The organism is Pseudomonas sp. LBUM1649, from assembly GCF_059716155.1.
The window spans coordinates 2,811,009-2,827,858 of the sequence record NZ_CP166807.1 but is presented as its reverse complement, the minus strand read 5'-3'; the positions used below and the strand labels follow the sequence as shown (position 1 = coordinate 2,827,858).

15 protein-coding genes are annotated in these 16,850 nt (G+C 61.0%); 9 read left to right on the top strand and 6 right to left on the bottom strand.

Annotation, left to right across the window (positions count from 1 at the left end):
• Positions 1-169 precede the first annotated feature (169 nt).
• The gene (locus tag ACA058_RS13240) at positions 170-910 is read left to right on the top strand and encodes a hypothetical protein (protein WP_497639478.1); all 741 of its coding nucleotides are present in this window, start codon (positions 170-172) and stop codon (positions 908-910) included.
• A 51-nt stretch (positions 911-961) separates the two neighbouring features.
• Here the strand turns inward: ACA058_RS13240 and ACA058_RS13235 are convergent, their stop codons facing one another.
• Complete coding sequence (locus ACA058_RS13235; RefSeq protein WP_497639477.1) at positions 962-1,765, bottom strand: hypothetical protein; 804 nt, start codon at positions 1,763-1,765, stop codon at positions 962-964.
• Positions 1,766-2,114: 349 nt separating this feature from the next.
• On the opposite strand from ACA058_RS13235, the gene ACA058_RS13230 reads away from it, so the two are divergent.
• From ACA058_RS13230 to argE, 4 genes are read left to right on the top strand one after another with little or no spacing between them, the layout of a single operon-like run.
• On the top strand, positions 2,115-3,425 hold the full coding sequence (locus ACA058_RS13230; protein ID WP_497639476.1) for a flavin-containing monooxygenase: 1,311 nt from the start codon (positions 2,115-2,117) through the stop codon (positions 3,423-3,425).
• A gap of 51 nt (positions 3,426-3,476) precedes the next feature.
• Positions 3,477-3,893, top strand: a complete 417-nt coding sequence (locus tag ACA058_RS13225; RefSeq protein ID WP_497639475.1) for a RidA family protein — start codon at positions 3,477-3,479, stop codon at positions 3,891-3,893.
• An 11-nt stretch (positions 3,894-3,904) separates the two neighbouring features.
• Positions 3,905-4,582: a DUF1028 domain-containing protein gene (locus tag ACA058_RS13220; protein ID WP_497639474.1), complete on the top strand. Its 678-nt coding sequence runs from the start codon at positions 3,905-3,907 to the stop codon at positions 4,580-4,582.
• The gene (argE, locus tag ACA058_RS13215; protein WP_497639473.1) at positions 4,579-5,730 is read left to right on the top strand and encodes an acetylornithine deacetylase; all 1,152 of its coding nucleotides are present in this window, start codon (positions 4,579-4,581) and stop codon (positions 5,728-5,730) included. Before ACA058_RS13220 ends, argE begins: the two co-directional genes overlap by 4 nt.
• 15 nt (positions 5,731-5,745) lie before the next feature.
• Here argE and ACA058_RS13210 read toward each other — a convergent pair whose 3' ends face one another.
• The gene (locus tag ACA058_RS13210; protein WP_497639472.1) at positions 5,746-6,657 is read right to left on the bottom strand and encodes a LysR substrate-binding domain-containing protein; all 912 of its coding nucleotides are present in this window, start codon (positions 6,655-6,657) and stop codon (positions 5,746-5,748) included.
• A gap of 256 nt (positions 6,658-6,913) precedes the next feature.
• Here ACA058_RS13210 and ACA058_RS13205 point away from each other — a divergent pair, with 256 nt between their 5' ends.
• Together ACA058_RS13205 and ACA058_RS13200 are read left to right on the top strand one after the other, a co-directional pair.
• The gene (locus tag ACA058_RS13205; RefSeq protein ID WP_497639471.1) at positions 6,914-8,329 is read left to right on the top strand and encodes a purine-cytosine permease family protein; all 1,416 of its coding nucleotides are present in this window, start codon (positions 6,914-6,916) and stop codon (positions 8,327-8,329) included.
• Between the two features lie 178 nt (positions 8,330-8,507).
• Positions 8,508-8,933, top strand: a complete 426-nt coding sequence (locus tag ACA058_RS13200) for a hypothetical protein (RefSeq protein WP_497639470.1) — start codon at positions 8,508-8,510, stop codon at positions 8,931-8,933.
• 123 nt (positions 8,934-9,056) lie between these two features.
• Here ACA058_RS13200 and ACA058_RS13195 read toward each other — a convergent pair whose 3' ends face one another.
• The 4 genes from ACA058_RS13195 to ACA058_RS13180 all read right to left on the bottom strand — a co-directional run bounded on the left by ACA058_RS13195 (position 9,057) and on the right by ACA058_RS13180 (position 14,294).
• Positions 9,057-9,605 carry a cupin domain-containing protein gene (locus ACA058_RS13195; RefSeq protein WP_007895886.1) on the bottom strand — a complete coding sequence of 183 codons (549 nt, stop codon included), beginning with the start codon at positions 9,603-9,605 and terminating at the stop codon, positions 9,057-9,059.
• 282 nt (positions 9,606-9,887) lie between these two features.
• Positions 9,888-11,171 carry an NAD(P)/FAD-dependent oxidoreductase gene (locus ACA058_RS13190; protein WP_497639469.1) on the bottom strand — a complete coding sequence of 428 codons (1,284 nt, stop codon included), beginning with the start codon at positions 11,169-11,171 and terminating at the stop codon, positions 9,888-9,890.
• A gap of 52 nt (positions 11,172-11,223) precedes the next feature.
• Positions 11,224-12,714, bottom strand: coding sequence for an aldehyde dehydrogenase (locus tag ACA058_RS13185; RefSeq protein WP_497639468.1), 1,491 nt, complete (start codon positions 12,712-12,714; stop codon positions 11,224-11,226).
• 203 nt (positions 12,715-12,917) lie between these two features.
• Entirely contained in the window at positions 12,918-14,294 is a 1,377-nt protein-coding gene (locus ACA058_RS13180) for a glutamine synthetase family protein (RefSeq protein WP_008063763.1), read from the bottom strand.
• 280 nt (positions 14,295-14,574) lie between these two features.
• On the opposite strand from ACA058_RS13180, the gene ACA058_RS13175 reads away from it, so the two are divergent.
• A complete protein-coding gene (locus ACA058_RS13175; protein ID WP_497639467.1) occupies positions 14,575-15,336 on the top strand; it encodes a gamma-glutamyl-gamma-aminobutyrate hydrolase family protein in 762 nt (253 codons plus the stop codon).
• Positions 15,337-15,685: 349 nt separating this feature from the next.
• Positions 15,686-16,828 (top strand): polyamine ABC transporter ATP-binding protein, encoded by a 1,143-nt coding sequence (potA, locus tag ACA058_RS13170; RefSeq protein WP_497639466.1) that lies wholly within the window; start codon positions 15,686-15,688, stop codon positions 16,826-16,828.
• Positions 16,829-16,850 lie beyond the last annotated feature (22 nt).

The following is a 16,850-nucleotide window of genomic DNA, read 5'->3' as shown; positions in this document are numbered from 1 at the left end:
GGCCGCCCCGCCGTGTGCGCCATTGATACACCCCCGATACCCGCCTGTAACGCCAAGACACTTGGGCACCCCGCCCCTTGCGCCTAGATTGAAACCCTCAATGGACCGACCGGCTTGGCCGCTCACGGCCCATCGACTGCCCAACACACCACCAAGGAAGAGGGAAACCATGAGCAAGTCAATCGCTGTCAGCCAACAAAGCCAGCAGCTTCACAACGATGTGCAAGAAGCCGTCAAGTCGATCATGGGTGCTACCACCGCGCTGAAATCCACCGATTACAGCCGGGTCTTGAGGTCCGCCCTGGCGGCTTCGCAAAAAACCGTCAGCATCGAAATTGCCCCCGGCGACCTGACCCTGCTGAAGAAGTCCGGCTACAAGCTGTGCTTTGCCAAGAAAGTCGGTACTGCCGACTACAACGTGGTCTGGCAGTCCTACAGTGCCTACCTGAGCAACAACGAATTCAGCTGGACGCCGCTGTATCAGCTGTTCGCCTCCAACGTGTTCAAGGAAAACGTACAAGTCAAAGTCTCGACCAATATCGTCAATATCGGTCTGGGGCAAACCTCGACACTCGATGAGCACGGCTTGCTGAGCCCGGCAGTCACGGGCGGCCCTGAGGTTTCCGTGACGTTCGTCAACAACTACGCGCCGATCCATCCGGGGATCAACCAGTTGTCCACCGGCATCGATGGCAATCAGGTCAGCACGCCGATCTACGTGGCAGTCAACCAGGTGGTCACCGGCAACACCGTACTGACCCCTGTGGAAACCATCCTCGTGTGGTTCGAACAGGATGTGCAGACCAGTACCATGTTCAGTACCTCACGCTCCAAGGCGATCGAAATCGACCTGACCTTCGATAACACCGCAGGTCGCCTTTACGAAGGCGGTCAATGGAAAACCGTTTGACGGACGCAGCGGGGCAACCTCGCGGTTGCCCCGTCTATTCGTCGAACGGCGCTATTCATCGAGTGGAGCTTGGGCAAAATAGCCCGTCAACGACTGGCAGATAGAGGCTGCCAGATCCTCCTGGGTAGCGATGCCATAGGGTTGATTGCGATCGAACTGCGCTGACCAGCGAATCCGCCCCTGCGCCACATCCACCAACCGCAGCGACGCCCGGACCCGCGCCGGCTCGACCCGCACGCTGCCCTCCAGGCAATAGCAGTAACGACCGCCACGCCGGGCATTCGGTGTTTTCACACTGCTGCGCGGCATCCTGATCAACACATGGTTAGCACCGGTCTGTGCCTGTTCGAACGACTCGAACAGTCGACAACTGAGCTCCTCGCACAAGCCGCGGGTAAAGTCATCGCCCTCACGGGTAATGCAAGTAAACGGCTGGATCTGCAAGACAGGATGGCGCGTGGCGCCTGCGTTGGGCCGCAGCCGCTGATAAACCAGGCGATAACAACCAGGCGCAATGCTCAGCCGCACCGGCTCCTGCTGTCCCACGGTGGCGTAATGGCTGGTGAGCTTGCGGCGCAGCCGCCCCACCTGCACCCGCACCACCGGATCGTCACCGGTGCAATACACCGCCGGATCACGACGAAACACGGCGATGCCAATGGCGTGCTCGGTCAAAGGGACATTGGCCGACTGCAGGTCGTGCTCGACCAGAAAGCGCAACAGGCTGCCCATGCGCCGGGACTTGGCGAACAACGGACTCGCCAGCAGCAACGCCAGTACCCGCTCCAGCTCTTCAGGTTCGAGCGACACGGCAGTGCTCTCGGCACTTGCAGGACCTGTGTGTTTGATCACCATTGCCTGCCTCCGTGCAGGTTGCCGACAATCGCTTGCCACTTCCAATGAAGGGTTGTGGGTACGGGAGTCCTACTCCCTGACCACGCTTGAGACCGGCCAAAGGCAGGCCAGGACGTGGCAAGGTCGAAGCTTAGCAGCCGTGATGGAATGGGCAGTGATTACAGGGTGTCGGCCGACGAACGTTCAATCCCAACCCCCGTCAACCCGACGAGCCAAACGCTCTGCATCAGTTATTTATACTCAAATGCCAGCTTAATAATATTTTACCGATATCAGGCTGATCCCTAGTCTTGAGCCCAAGAAATGGCAGGTCGACACAGACCTTTATCCAACTTCGAAGGGCAAAGAGATGACCATTGAAAAAACAATAATAGATACCTTGATTGTCGGCGCCGGCCAGGCCGGCGTAGCCATGAGTGAACACCTGAGCAAGCTCGGCGTGCCGCACCTGGTGCTGGAGCGCAACCGTATCGCCGAACGCTGGCGCACCGGCCGATGGGATTCGCTGGTGGCCAATGGTCCCGCTTGGCACGACCGTTTTCCAGGCCTGGAATTCGACGATATCAGCCCCGATGGTTTTGCCCCCAAGGAGCGCGTGGCCGATTACTTCGAAGCCTATGCCCGCAAGTTCAAGGCGCCGATCCGCACCGGCGTGGAGGTGAAGAAGGTCGAACGTAACGTTGGTCGCCCGGGCTTCACCATCGAGACCTCCCAAGGCGTGATCGAGGCCAGCCGCGTGGTGGCTGCCACGGGTCCCTTCCAGCGTCCGGTGATTCCGCCGATCGCACCGAAAGATGCACAATTGCTGCAGATCCACTCAGCCGACTACCGCAATCCCGGGCAATTGCCCGAGGGCGCCGTGCTGGTGGTGGGCGCAGGTTCCTCGGGCGTGCAGATCGCCGATGAATTGCAGCGCTCCGGCAAGCAGGTCTACCTGTCGGTGGGCGCCCACGATCGCCCGCCCCGCGCTTATCGCAACCGTGATTTCTGCTGGTGGCTGGGCGTGCTTGGCGAGTGGGACCAGGCCGCCATGAAACCTGGCCGCGAACACGTGACCATCGCTGTCAGTGGCGCCCAGGGTGGCCGCACCGTGGATTTCCGTGGCCTGGCCCATGCCGGCATGGTGCTGGTGGGCCTGACCCAATCGTTCAATGGCAGCGTGGCGACCTTCCAGCCGAACCTGGCGGACAACCTGGCGCGGGGCGATGAAAACTACCTGGCCCTGCTCGATGCCGCCGATGCCTACATCGAACGCAATGGCCTGGACCTGCCGGAAGAACCCGAAGCGCGCCATACCTTCCCGGATCCGGACTGTGTCACCCAGCCGATCCTCGAGCTCGACCTGGCCAAGGCCGGCGTGACGTCGATCATCTGGGCCACCGGTTTTGCCGTGGACTACAGCTGGCTGAAGGTCGACGCCTTCGACGACAACGGCAAGCCGCAGCATCAGCGCGGCGTGTCCAGCGAGGCTGGCGTGTATTTCCTCGGCCTGCCCTGGCAATCCCGCCGTGGTTCGTCGTTCATCTGGGGCGTGTGGCACGACGCCAAGTATGTGGCCGATCACATTGCCATTCAGCGGACCTACCTCGAGTACCGCGATGCCGCTGAACGCGAGGCCGAAACCACTCCGGCCGCTCACCAGACCACCGTCAGCGCTTGATATCCGCACGGCGCGTGAACCGCGCCGGCCCCAACTTTTCAGGAGTTCCAAATGGCCACGCCAACCCATACCCGCATCCGCATGTTCAACACCAAGGAAACCTACCCGAACCAGAGCCTGGACAACGACCTGTGCCAGGCCGTCCGCGCCGGCAACACCGTCTATGTGCGCGGCCAGGTCGGCACTGATTTCAACGGCAACCTCGTTGGTCTCGGCGATCCGCGGGCGCAAACCGAGCAAGCCATGCGCAACGTCAAACAACTGCTGGAAGAAGCCGGCAGCGACCTGAGCCACATCGTCAAGACCACCACCTATCTGATCGACCCGCGCTACCGCGAACCGGTGTATCAGGAAGTGGGCAAGTGGCTCAAAGGCGTGTTCCCGATTTCCACCGGGCTGGTGGTGACGGCATTGGGTCAGCCGCAGTGGCTGATGGAGATCGATGTGATTGCGGTGATCCCCGAATAAGGAGCAGAGCCATGACCTTTTCCATCGCCGCCCGCTGCCCCGAAACCGGCCAGTTCGGCATCGCCATCAGTTCCTCGAGCATCGCCGTCGGCGCCCGCTGCCCCTGGTTGTTGCCCGGTGTGGGCGCCGTCTCCACACAAAACATCACCCTGCCCTCCCTTGGCCCGGAAACCCTCGCCCTGATGGAGCAAGGCCTCGCACCCGCCGAGGCCCTGGACAAGGTGCTGACCCGCAACGGCTACAGCCAGTACCGGCAGATTACCGCCATTGACCACCTCGGGCGCACCGCGCACTTCAGCGGCTCGCAAACCCTGGGCAACCACAATGCCGTGTCCGGCGAGCAATGCGTGGCGGCCGGCAACATGCTCGCGGCCCCCGGGGTGATCGAAGCCATGGTCAGCGCCTTCGAACAGGCCGAAGGCCAACTGGCCGACCGTTTGTTGGCGGCGCTGCAAGGCGGCGTGGCGGCCGGAGGCGAAGCCGGGCCGGTGCATTCGGCCGCGGTGCTGGTGGTCGGGGAGCTGACCTGGCCGATCATCAACCTGCGGGTCGACTGGGCCGATGAAGACCCGATTGGCCAGCTGCAAAAGCTCTGGCACGCCTACCGCCCGCAAGTTCAGGACTACATCGACCGCGCCCTGGCGCCCGACAAGTCCCCGGGCTACGGCGTCGCCGGAGACGATCGATGAGCGCCAGCCGCAATCTGCTCGAAACCCTGGTGGCGTTCGACACCACCAGCCGCGAATCCAACCTGCAGCTGATCGAGTTTGTCCGCGACTACCTCGAAGGCTTCGATGTGTCGTGCCAACTGGTCTACAACCAGGAGCGCAGCAAAGCCAATCTGTTCGCCACGATCGGCCCGGCGGACCGGCCAGGCATCGTGCTCTCGGGGCACACCGACGTGGTCCCCGTCGACGGCCAGCCGTGGACTGTCGCGCCGTTCCAGCTCACCGAACGCGAGGGCAAGCTGTACGGTCGCGGCACGGCGGACATGAAGGGCTACATCGCCTGCGTGCTCGCCCTGGTGCCATCGCTGGTGCAGGCATCGTTGCGATTGCCGGTGCATATCGCCCTGTCCTACGATGAGGAAATAGGCTGCCTGGGCGTGCGCTCCCTGCTCAAGGCCCTGGAACAACGCCCGGTCAAACCGATGCTGTGCATCATTGGCGAACCTACTGAACTCAAACCGGTACTGGGCCACAAGGGCAAGCTGGCTATGCGCTGTGACATCCACGGTCACGCCTGCCATTCGGCCTACGCCCCGCTCGGGGTCAATGCCATCGAATACGCGGCCGAGCTGATCGGTGAACTGGGGCGCATCGGCCAACGGCTCAAGGCACCCGAGCAGCATGACGCGCGTTTCGATCCGCCGTTCTCCACCGTGCAGACCGGCGTGATTGAAGGCGGCAAGGCCTTGAACATCGTCCCGGCCGACTGCCGCTTCGACTTCGAAGTTCGCGCCCTGCCCTCACACGACCCGCGCCTGGTGGCGCAGGAACTGCAGGCCTATGCCGAGCAGCACCTGTTGCCGCGCATGCGCGCCGTGAGTGAGCAGAGCGAGATCCGTTTCAGTGAGTTGTCGGCGTACCCCGGCCTGGCCACCGATGCGCGCAGCGAAGCCGCTGAGTTGATCGCTGCATTTTCCGGCTCCCGGGCGTTCGGCACGGTGGCGTTCGGCACCGAGGGCGGCTTGTTTGATGCGGCGGGAATCCCGACGGTGGTGTGCGGCCCGGGCAGCATGGAGCAAGGCCATAAACCCGATGAGTTCGTCAGACTGGAACAACTGCACGGCTGCGATGCCATGCTGCAACGAATGCTGTTGGCGATCAGCAACTGAGGGCTGGCCCAAGGCTCAGGTATAGAGTCGGGCCAGTTCTTCCTGACAGTAATCCACGAAGAGCTGCACCGGCTTGGTCAGCTGCGCCCTGCGCAACCACGCCGCAGACAACCCGGAGCCGGTGACGGCTTCGGCCAGCGGCACGCACACGACTTTTTGCCCGTCATAGGTGTATTCGGAAAACGGCTTGGTCACCAGGATCGAAAAGCCGAAACCCCGCCCTACCATCCCGCGCACCATCTCGATCGAAGGCGAACTGAAGACGATGTTCGGCGTCAGCCCGCGCTCTTCGAAGATGCTCACGAAATAGGTTCGGCTGGGCACCACGTCCAGCAGGATCATCGGCTCCAGCACCAGGTCGTGCAGCGAGACTTTCGCCTGCTGCGCGAAGCGATGGTCCACGGGAAGCAAGGCGTAGGGTTGCTGGGGCGGCATCAGCGCCACGGTCTCGATCGTGCTGTCCAAATCGTGTTCGAAGACCATGGCCATGTCGATGCTGCCGGCGGTCAGCGCTTGCACCAACTCCTGCTGCTCGCCATCGCGAATGCGTATTTCCACCCCTGGCCAGCGTGCCTTGAAACCGGCGATCAGGCGTGGCAGGTATAGCGGTGCCACGGTTTCAAAACAGCCGATGTCGATCTGCCCCGCCACCACGTCATTGTCCGCCAGGGCATTCTGCTCAAATTCATGGGCGACCCGCAGCAGCTCCTGGGCCTTGCGGTAAAACCGCGAACCGCTGGGCGTCAGCGAAACCCCCTGGGCGTGATGACGGATGAACAGTTGCACGCCAAAACTTTCCTCCAGGTGCTTGATCGCCGTCGACACCGAAGGCTGCGCGATATAGAGCTTGCGCGAGGCCTCCGCCACGCTGCCGCAGTCGGCCGTGGTGACGAAATATCTGAGCTGGCGCAGGTTGTAAGCGGCCATGGGGATCTCCGGAAAACACAACATCTGGGTCAAGGAATCGACAGCGCCCACAAGGGTTTTGCGCTGACCTGCGGTCAAGGTTGAACATACCGGAGGCGACCGCCAGCGCGGCATATATTTTTTAAGGTTTGAGGCAACAAACTTACTAATTTATCTATCCCGATCCATTGCACATGATCACTCCAACAAGAAAAGCGTCGTTCGCGCGGCGCTCACCGAAGTACGTCCACGTACTCACTTTGCCTTGGAGTTCGTCATGGTAACCACTGCAACAACGAGCGCCCCGCTCATCGAAAAACACACGATCGGCTACGTGCCGCCGCAAGATCGTCATGGCAAGACGCGAGACCTGTTCACCCTGTGGTTCGGTGGCAATATCGCCCCCTTGCCCATCGTCACCGGCGCCCTCGGCGTGCAAATGTTTCACCTGAATCTGGTCTGGGGCATCGTCGCCATTCTCGTTGGCCATCTGGTCGGCGGCGTGCTGATGGCGCTGCACTCGGCCCAAGGCCCGCAGATGGGCATCCCGCAGATGATCCAGAGCCGCGCCCAGTTCGGCTCCCTGGGCGCGCTGCTGGTGGTGCTGATCGCCGGCGTCATGTACATCGGCTTCTTCGCATCCAACATCGTGCTGGCCGGCAAATCCCTGCACGGCGTGGTCGACAGCGTCCCGGTGCCCGTGGGCATCGTCATCGGCGCCCTGGGTTCGGGCATCATCGGCATCATCGGCTATCGCTTCATCCACGTGCTCAACCGTATCGGCACCTGGGTGCTGGGCATCGGCATCGTGCTGGGCTTCGGCTACATCCTGACCCACGTACAGACTGACGACTTCCTCACCCGTGGCAGTTTCAACATCTCCGGCTGGCTGGCGACGGTTTCCCTGGCCGCGCTCTGGCAAATCGCCTTCGCACCCTATGTGTCCGACTACTCGCGCTACCTGCCGGCCAACGTGCCCGTGGCGGCGACCTTCTGGACCACGTACCTGGGCACGGTGCTCGGTTCCAGCTTGTCGTTCGTCTTCGGCGCCGTCGCCGTACTGGCCACGCCAGTCGGCATGGACACCATGGACGCGGTCAAGCTCGCCACCGGTTCCATCGGCCCGCTGATGCTGGTGCTGTTCCTGCTCAGCGTCATCAGCCACAACGCCCTCAACCTCTATGGCGCCGTGCTGTCGCTGATCACCCTGGTGCAAACGTTCGCCTACCGCTGGATCCCCACCGCCAAGAGCCGCGCCGTGCTCTCGGTCATTGTGCTCGCTGCCTGCTGCTTTGCCGCCGTCGGTGCCTCCGCTGACTTCATCGGCCACTTCGTCGACATGGTATTGGTACTGCTGGTGGTCCTCGTGCCGTGGACGGCGATCAACCTGATCGACTTCTACGCCATTCACAAAGGCAAGTACGACATCGACTCGATCTTCCACATCGATGGCGGGATCTATGGACGCTACAACCCGCAGGCGCTACTGGCCTACGCGATCGGCATCCTGGTGCAGATTCCGTTCATGAACACGCCGCTGTACGTCGGACCGATTTCCGAGCACATCAACGGGGCGGATTTGTCCTGGTTGGTGGGCCTGTTGATTACGTCGCCGCTGTACTGGTGGCTGGCCAATCGTGACAGTGCCTACAAGCGTCGGTTGTCGGGTGGAAAACTGGCCAGCAACGTTTAATCCCGCCAACAAGCCGCAAGACAAAGCCCCGCAGACTCGGGGCTTTGTCATGTCTGCAACGCGCCCAGCTTCAGCGTGGCCCCTGAAATGAATGGAACCACGCACCTCATCGCGTTTTCGAAACTCTATCGGCGCCGCTTCCCGATCAAACAAAGGTGCCATTGCAGAGGAAATCCCGATGAACTGTCGACTTCTGCTTCTGATTGCCTGCCTCACTCCCGGCCTGGCCGTCGCTGAAGGCTGTGACGTGCTGACGCGATCTCAAAGCCCTTCCGTTCCGGTGGTCGAGACCCACAGCTGTTATGAATACGAAGGCATGCCGGTCAATGCCATCGATTGGTCCTGCAGCAACGAGAGCAAGGAGATGCTCACCAACACCAAGAAAAAAGTCGAACACTGTGCCGATCACTATCAAGCCTCCTGCGTCGCCACGCTGACCCAGGAATCCCTGGCCAACCCGCATTCCACCAGCAAGGACAAGAACAGCAAGTCAGTGAACATTCCCGACAGCGCCCAGGTCACCACGTATTACTACGACGCGCAGCACATTGATCAGGCCAGGATCGATTGCGAGTCCGGTGGCGGTCACTGGAAGACCAAATAGCCCCGGAAATTAAAGAACCCTGGGTTTGCGTGGCCACCTGACTGAATGACTTTCAGGAGGTGACTCATGCAAATAGAAACGCTATGGATCGTAATGCAGTGCATTGACACCTCGGCCGGCTCGTCAGAAGTTCGCCGGGGTGTTCGCGCTAATGATCTCCGCTTCATCCGCCCCGATGTTCCTGAAGCGATGCGGCAATGTTGTCGGAAAGTAATAACCATCACCGGCATTGAGCACGCTGATCTGCCCGTCCACCGTCAGTTCGACGGTGCCACGGGTCACAAGCCCGCACTCTTCCCCTTCCGAATGCACGATCGGCTCTTCCCCGGAACTCGCACCCGGCGCGTATTGTTCGCGCAACAGACGCATCTGCCGGCTCGGCACGGACGCGCCGATCAGCAGCAGGCGCAGGCCGTGGCGGCCAAGGTCAGGCTGTTCGTTGGCGCGGAAGACGTATTGATGCTCGCGCGGCGGTTGATCGAAGGTGAAGAAGTCGGCCAGGGACATGGGGATGCCTTCAAGCAGCTTTTTCAGCGAGCTGACGGAAGGACTGACGCGATTCTGTTCGATCAGGGAAATGGTGGCATTGGTGACGCCGCTACGCCGGGCCAGCTCGCGCTGGGACAGTTTGTAGCTTTCGCGTACTAATTTGAGTCGTGAGCCCGTGTCCATGACAGCCTTATGTGCTTGGTACTTAAGGGTAATGGGGGTGGAGAGCAGGCGTGGATCGCGCCGTTTTCCTGTCCCGGAAACGTGAAAGGCGGCTATTAAATCACGTTTGCTGGTGTTGCTGTAGGAGCAAAGCTTGCTCGCGATAGCGGTCTGTCAAACGACTCAAAGGTCGCCTGATCTGGCGTAATCGCGGGCAAGCCTTGCTCCTACAGGTTGGCTCTGGCACTGCGATAAATAAAAAGCCGGCGACACCTTTAAGGGCCACCGCCGGCGAGGTAAAGCCTAGATGCCGAAACGGTCACGCAGCGAGTAGTACACGGCGCCGAGGGCGGTCAACGGTGCCGAGAACGTGCGCCCGCCGATCATCGGCATGTGTGGCAGGGAGGCAAACGCGTCGAAGCGTTCGGCGTCGCCACGGATCATTTCCGAGATCAGTTTGCCCGCCAGGTGCGAGCAGGTGACGCCGTGGCCGCTGTAGCCCTGCATGTAGTAGGCGTTTTTCTCGATACGGCCGAATTGCGGCATGCGCGACATGGTCAGCAGGAAGTTGCCGGTCCAGCGATAGTCGATCTTCACATCCTTCAACTGCGGGAAGGTCTTGAGGATTTTCGGGCGGATCAGTTGTTCGATGTCGTCCGGCTCGCGCGCGCCGTAGACCACGCCGCCGCCGTAGAGCAAGCGGTTGTCGGCGGTCAGGCGGTAGTAATCGAGCAGGTAGTTGCAGTCTTCGACGCAATACTTGTTGGTGATCAGGCTGCGGGCGACTTTTTCCGACAGCGGCTCGGTCACGACAATTTGCGACCCGCACGGCATGCTCTTGCTGGTCACGCGATTGTCGAGGCCCTGCGGCAGGTAGGCGTTACCGGCGATCAGCAGGTACTTGGCCTTCACCACGCCTTTGGCGGTGCGAATGACGTTTGGCTCGCCGTAGGTAATCTCTACCGCAGCGGATTGCTCGTAGATTTTGCCGCCCAGACGTACGATGGCGGCGGCTTCACCGAGGGCCAGGTTCAGCGGGTGGACGTGACCGCCCTGCATGTCGAGCAGCCCGCCGACATAGGCATCGGAGCCAACTTCGCGACGGATATCAGCCGCGTCAAGCATCTTCAGATTACGGTTGCCGTAGCGCTCCCAGTTGCGCTTCTGTTCGGCCAGGCCGTTGAGTTGTTTCTTGTTCATCGCTGCGAAGATACCGCCCGGGCGGTAGTCGCATTTAATGTCGTATTGCTTGATGCGCGAACGGATGATGTCGGCGCCTTCGAAAATCATGCTGCCGAGGATTTCCGCAGTTTTGTCGCCGTAACGCTCTTCAATCACGTCGACGTCGCGGCTGTAGGAATTGACCAGTTGACCGCCGTTACGACCGCTGGCGCCGTAGCCGACTTTTGCTGCTTCCAGCACTGTCACTTTATAGCCGGCTTCGGTGAGGAACAGCGCCGAGGACAGGCCGGTGTAGCCAGCGCCGATGATGCAGACATCGCAGTCCACCGCTTCTTCCAGGATCGGAAAGTCGATCACTTCGTTGCGGGTGGCGGCGTAGTAGCTGTTGACGTGTTGTTGTTTCATTGTTGTTCTCCGAGGGACGCCGGCAAAACCGGCGCCCACCGCTGTAAAAGAATTAGAGCTTGATCCAGGTCGCTTTGAGCTCGGTGTACTTGTCGAACGCGTGCAGCGATTTGTCCCGACCATTGCCCGACTGCTTGAACCCGCCGAATGGCGCGGTCATGTCGCCGCCGTCGTATTGGTTGACCCAGATGCTGCCGGCGCGCAAGCCACGGGCGAAGGTGTGGGCCTTGCTCAGGTTGCTGGTCCACACGCCGGCCGCCAGGCCGTAGATGCTGTCGTTGGCGATCTGCAGCGCTTCTTGCTCGCTGTCGAAGGTGATCACCGACAACACCGGGCCGAAGATTTCTTCCTGGGCGATGGTCATGGCGTTGGTCACGCCATCGAAAATCGCAGGCTCCACGTAGAGGCCCCCGGTGTCTTCGAGGGTGCGGCTGCCACCCGCGATCAACTGCGCGCCCTGCTCCTTGCCGATGTCGATGTAGCGCAGCACGTTGTCCAGTTGACGTTGATCCACGACCGCGCCGACGGTGGTCGCAGGGTCGAGCGCGTGCCCCGGTTTCCAGCCTTGCATGGCTTCCACCAGCAGCGGGATGAACTGATCACGGATCGAGCGTTCCACCAGCAAACGCGAGCCGGCGGTGCAGACTTCGCCCTGGTTGAAGGCAATGGCGCCGGCGGCGGCCTGCGCTGCGGTGCGCAAGTCCGGCGCATCGGCGAACACCACGTTGGCGCTCTTGCCACCGGCTTCAGCCCAGACGCGTTTCATGTTGCTTTGCCCGGCGTAGATCATCAGTTGCTTGGCAATCGCCGTGGAGCCGGTGAAGGCCAGCACGTCAACGTCCATGTGCAGCGCCAATGCCTTGCCGACGGTGTGGCCGAAGCCTGGCAACACGTTGAACACGCCTTTGGGGATGCCGGCCTCGAGCGCGAGCTGCGCAATGCGGATCGCTGTTAGCGGCGACTTTTCCGAAGGCTTGAGGATGAACGAGTTGCCCATCGCCAGGGCCGGGGCGAATTTCCAGCTGGCCATGATCAGCGGGAAGTTCCACGGCACGATGGCCGCGACCACGCCGGCCGGTTCGCGAGTCACCAGGCCAAGCTGATCGTGGGGCGTGGCGGCGACTTCGTCGTAGAGCTTGTCGATGGCTTCGGCGGTCCAGCGGATCGCGTTGGCGGTCGCCGGAATGTCGATGGCCATCGAATCGCTGATCGGCTTGCCCATGTCGAGGGTTTCGAGCAGCGCCAGTTCTTCCTGGTTGGCCAGGATCAGATCGGCGAAGCGGATCAGGATGCGCTTGCGCTCGGCCGGGGCCAGTCTGGACCAGACGCCGGATTCGAAGGTGCGACGGGCAACGGCGACGGCGGCGTTCGCGTCAGCTTCGTCGGTGCTGGCAACATTGGCCAGAAAGCGACCGTCCACCGGGCTGATGCATTCGAACGTGGCGCCGCTGGCGGCTGCACAGTATTGGCCGTCGATGAAGGCACGGCTTTCGATGTTGAGGGACTGGAAGCGTTGCTCCCAGTCGCTGCGAGTGTTTGTCATGGTTGTGACTCGACGCAGGGGAATAGGTGATCGCAATACCTGTAGGAGCAAAGCTTGCTCGCGATAGCGGTGTGTCAGGCAACATCAATGTCGATTGATCCGCCGCCATCGCGAGCAAGCTTTGCTCCTACAGGTTTTTGTGTCGGGCACCGTGCTGTGGGAGCGAGCAGGCTCGCTCCCACGGTTGATCGGTGTTGTTCGTTTTAAACGGTGTGCAAGTACCAGTTGTACTCAAGGTCGGAGATGGAGTTCTCGAACTCGGCCAGCTCGCTTTCCTTGCACGCCACGAACACGTCGATGTACATCGGGTCGATGTATTTGGCCATGACTTCGCTGTCGTCCAGCTCGCGCAGGGCATCGCGCAGGTTGTTCGGCAGGCTCTGCTCGTTCTGCTCGTAGCTGTTGCCTTCCACCGGGGCGCCCGGCTCGATCTGGTTGGTCAGGCCGTGGTGCACGCCGGCCAATACCGAGGCCATCAACAGGTACGGGTTGGCGTCGGCACCGGCCACGCGGTGCTCGATGCGCACGGCGTCCGGTGAACCGGTCGGCACGCGGACCGCCACGGTACGGTTGTCGACGCCCCAGCTCGGCGAGTTCGGCACGTAGAACTGTGCGCCGAAACGACGGTAGGAGTTGACGTTCGGGCAGAGGAACGCCATCTGCGCCGGCAGGGTCTCGAGCACACCGCCGATCGCGTGTCGCAGCGCGGCGTTCTGCTCGGGATCCTCGCTGGCAAAGATGTTGTTGCCTTCCTTGTCGAGAATCGAAATGTGCACGTGCAGACCGTTACCCGCCTGGCCCGGATACGGCTTGGCCATGAAGGTGGTGTCCATCTCGTGGTCGTAGGCGATGTTTTTCACCAGACGCTTGAGCAGCACTGCGTAGTCGCAAGCCTTTATAGGATCGGCCACGTGGTGCAGGTTGACTTCGAACTGCGCCGGGGCGCTTTCCTTGACGATGGCGTCAGCCGGGATACCCTGCTCTTTCGCGCCTTCGAGGATGTCCTGCAGGCAGTCGACGTATTCGTCGAGATCGTCGATCAGGTACACCTGGGTCGACATCGGACGCTTGCCGGACACCGGCGAGCGCGGCGACTGCGGACGACCGTTCACGTTGTCCTGGTCGATCAGGTAGAACTCCAGTTCGAACGCGGCGCAGATGGTCAGGCCCATGTCGTCGAACTTGCGCACCACATTGGCCAACACTTCCCGCGGGTCGGCGAAGAACGGCTGGCCTTCGAGTTCGTGCATGGTCATCAGCAGTTGCGCGGTCGGGCGCTTCTGCCATGGCTCGATGCTCAGGGTGCCAGGGATCGGGTAGCAGATCCGGTCGGAGTCGCCGATGTCCAGACCCAGGCCGGTGCTTTCCACCGTGGAGCCATTGATGTCCAGGGCAAACAGGGACGCCGGCAGGTTGATGCCTTTCTCGTAAACCTTATGAAGACTGGTGCGTTCGATGCGCTTGCCGCGCACCACACCGTTCATATCCGCAATCAGAAGGTCGACGTACAAAACCTCAGGATATTTCTTAAGGAATGCGTTTGCTTCGTTGAGTTGAACGGTACGCAGAGGGACCGACATGATGCACCTATTAGCTGTTAATTATTATGTTCACCGCCCTTTCACGTAGCCAGTCAATCCGAAAGGCAAAGTGAAGTCAATAGCGAACAGCCAGCCTTTAAACGTTTATTTTCGGGCCTCTCAGAGGCACGAGAGTGCCAAATCATCCTTGGAACACGCGTAAATCCTCAGCTTTGGACGTGCGGCGTTTAGAATTTTTTACATGAGAGTTGTTAATTAAAATCAACAAGGCTAAGCTCCAGAAAAGCTCGTCCAAGTGTGAAACTTCGAGGTGATAAAAATGGCATTCAAGCCATTGATCGGCGTTACTGCATGCGTCAAACAGATTGGCCTGCACCCCTACCATGTCAGCGGCGACAAGTACTTGCGTGCTGTCAGCGTTGCCGCGCTTGGGCTGCCTGTGGTCATTCCTTCCTTAGGCGGACTGACCGAAATCGAAGACCTGCTACCGCAGCTCGACGGTCTGTTGCTGACCGGCTCGCCATCGAATGTGGAACCCTTCCACTATCAAGGCCCTGACAGCGCTCCCGGCACCGAACACGATCCCCAGCGGGATCGCACCACCCTTCCCCTGATCCGCGCGGCCATTGCCGCCGGCGTTCCGGTACTCGGTATCTGCCGGGGCTTTCAGGAGATGAACGTGGCGTTCGGCGGCAGCCTGCATCAGAAAGTCCATGAGCTGCCCGGCTTCCTCGATCATCGCGAAGCCAACCATCCCGACCTCGCGGTGCAATACGCACCGGCGCATGCCGTCAGTGTGCAGCCCGGTGGTGTGTTCCAGGCGCTGGACCTGCCCCCGGCGTTCCAGGTCAATTCGATTCACAGCCAGGGCATCGACCGACTCGCTCCCGGTCTGCGCGCCGAAGCGCTCGCGCCGGATGGCTTGATCGAGGCGGTCTCGGTGGAGAACAGCAAAACCTTCGCCCTCGGTGTGCAATGGCACCCGGAATGGCAGGTTCTTGAGAACCCGCCGTACCTGAAAATTTTCCAGGCGTTTGGCGAAGCGTGCCGACAACGGGCGGCGCTGCGTAACTCGCGCTGACTTAGAACACTAAAACCAATTTACTGCCCCCGTGAGTCAGGCGGGCGTGCCTTTGCGCGCCCGCCACTCACGACAACAACACACTGCAATAACAACAAGTACCGCAGCCAGGACGGCGGCACCGGATAAACCCGGGGTGGGAAACGCAATTCCCTGTAGGAGCGAGCATGCTCGCGATGGATGTCCGGACACCGCGGGCATTCAGACTGCCAGCGTCATCGTTGGCGACCATCGCGAGCATGCTCGCTCCTACAGAAGAGGCAGCGTCGACCGTGAAGCCCCGGGTTTGCAATCAACTATTAAGTCAGGCCGCGTTGGCCCGACGACAGAAACCTGTTGGGAGTTTCACATGGCAAACGCCTCCAGCATCTACAGGAAGGCTCTTGAAGGTCACCAGGCACCGAAAAAGGTGTTGGTGAAAGTCGACCGCGTCACCAAGAAGTTCGACGAGACCACTGCAGTGGACGATGTGTCCCTGGAAATCCATCAGGGCGAAATCTTTGCCCTGCTCGGAGGTTCCGGTTCCGGTAAATCGACGCTGCTGCGCATGCTCGCCGGCTTCGAGCGCCCGACTGAAGGCCGCATTCTGCTCGACGGCGTCGACATCACCGACATGCCGCCCTATGAGCGGCCGATCAACATGATGTTCCAGTCCTACGCGCTGTTCCCGCACATGACGGTGGCGCAGAACATCGCCTTCGGCCTCAAGCAGGACCGTTTGCCCGCCAGTGAAATCGATGCCCGCGTCGAAGAGATGCTGCGCCTGGTGCACATGACCCAGTACGCCAAGCGCAAACCCCATCAGTTGTCCGGCGGCCAGCGCCAGCGCGTGGCATTGGCCCGCTCCCTGGCCAAGCGTCCAAAGCTGTTGTTGCTCGACGAACCTATGGGTGCGCTGGATAAAAAGCTGCGTTCGCAGATGCAGCTTGAACTGGTCGAGATCATCGAGCGCGTCGGCGTGACCTGCGTCATGGTGACCCACGATCAGGAAGAGGCCATGACCATGGCCCAGCGCATTGCGATCATGCACCTGGGCTGGATCGCCCAGATCGGCAGCCCGGTCGACATCTATGAAGCCCCGGTCAGCCGCATGGTCTGCGAATTCATCGGCAACGTGAACGCCTTCGACGGCACCGTGGTGGAAGACCTGGAAGGTCACGCGATCATTCACAGCGCGGACCTGGAGCAGAAGATCTACGTCGGCCACGGCGTCAGCACCTCGGTGCAGGACAAGTCGATCACCTACGCCATTCGCCCGGAAAAGCTGCTGGTCAGCACCGTCAAGCCGGACACCCGCTACAACTGGTCCAGCGGCAAGGTGCATGACATCGCCTACCTCGGCGGTCACTCGGTGTTCTACGTCAAGCTGCCCGGTGGCAAGGTTGTGCAATCGTTCATGGCCAACGCCGAACGCCGTGGTGCACGTCCGACCTGGGACGATCAGGTCTATGTGTGGTGGGAAGACGACAGCGGCGTGGTACTGCGCGCATGAGAACCTTCAATCAGCAATTCCT

What these genes read in the sequence shown, in the direction of transcription:
- ACA058_RS13240 (WP_497639478.1), top strand. Translation starts at nt 170, where the DNA reads ATGAGCAAGTCAATCGCTGTCAGCCAACAAAGCCAGCAGCTTCACAAC.
- ACA058_RS13235 (WP_497639477.1), bottom strand. Translation starts at nt 1,765, where the DNA reads ATGGTGATCAAACACACAGGTCCTGCAAGTGCCGAGAGCACTGCCGTG.
- ACA058_RS13230 (WP_497639476.1), top strand. Translation starts at nt 2,115, where the DNA reads ATGACCATTGAAAAAACAATAATAGATACCTTGATTGTCGGCGCCGGC.
- ACA058_RS13225 (WP_497639475.1), top strand. Translation starts at nt 3,477, where the DNA reads ATGGCCACGCCAACCCATACCCGCATCCGCATGTTCAACACCAAGGAA.
- ACA058_RS13220 (WP_497639474.1), top strand. Translation starts at nt 3,905, where the DNA reads ATGACCTTTTCCATCGCCGCCCGCTGCCCCGAAACCGGCCAGTTCGGC.
- argE (WP_497639473.1), top strand. Translation starts at nt 4,579, where the DNA reads ATGAGCGCCAGCCGCAATCTGCTCGAAACCCTGGTGGCGTTCGACACC.
- ACA058_RS13210 (WP_497639472.1), bottom strand. Translation starts at nt 6,657, where the DNA reads ATGGCCGCTTACAACCTGCGCCAGCTCAGATATTTCGTCACCACGGCC.
- ACA058_RS13205 (WP_497639471.1), top strand. Translation starts at nt 6,914, where the DNA reads ATGGTAACCACTGCAACAACGAGCGCCCCGCTCATCGAAAAACACACG.
- ACA058_RS13200 (WP_497639470.1), top strand. Translation starts at nt 8,508, where the DNA reads ATGAACTGTCGACTTCTGCTTCTGATTGCCTGCCTCACTCCCGGCCTG.
- ACA058_RS13195 (WP_007895886.1), bottom strand. Translation starts at nt 9,605, where the DNA reads ATGGACACGGGCTCACGACTCAAATTAGTACGCGAAAGCTACAAACTG.
- ACA058_RS13190 (WP_497639469.1), bottom strand. Translation starts at nt 11,171, where the DNA reads ATGAAACAACAACACGTCAACAGCTACTACGCCGCCACCCGCAACGAA.
- ACA058_RS13185 (WP_497639468.1), bottom strand. Translation starts at nt 12,714, where the DNA reads ATGACAAACACTCGCAGCGACTGGGAGCAACGCTTCCAGTCCCTCAAC.
- ACA058_RS13180 (WP_008063763.1), bottom strand. Translation starts at nt 14,294, where the DNA reads ATGTCGGTCCCTCTGCGTACCGTTCAACTCAACGAAGCAAACGCATTC.
- ACA058_RS13175 (WP_497639467.1), top strand. Translation starts at nt 14,575, where the DNA reads ATGGCATTCAAGCCATTGATCGGCGTTACTGCATGCGTCAAACAGATT.
- potA (WP_497639466.1), top strand. Translation starts at nt 15,686, where the DNA reads ATGGCAAACGCCTCCAGCATCTACAGGAAGGCTCTTGAAGGTCACCAG.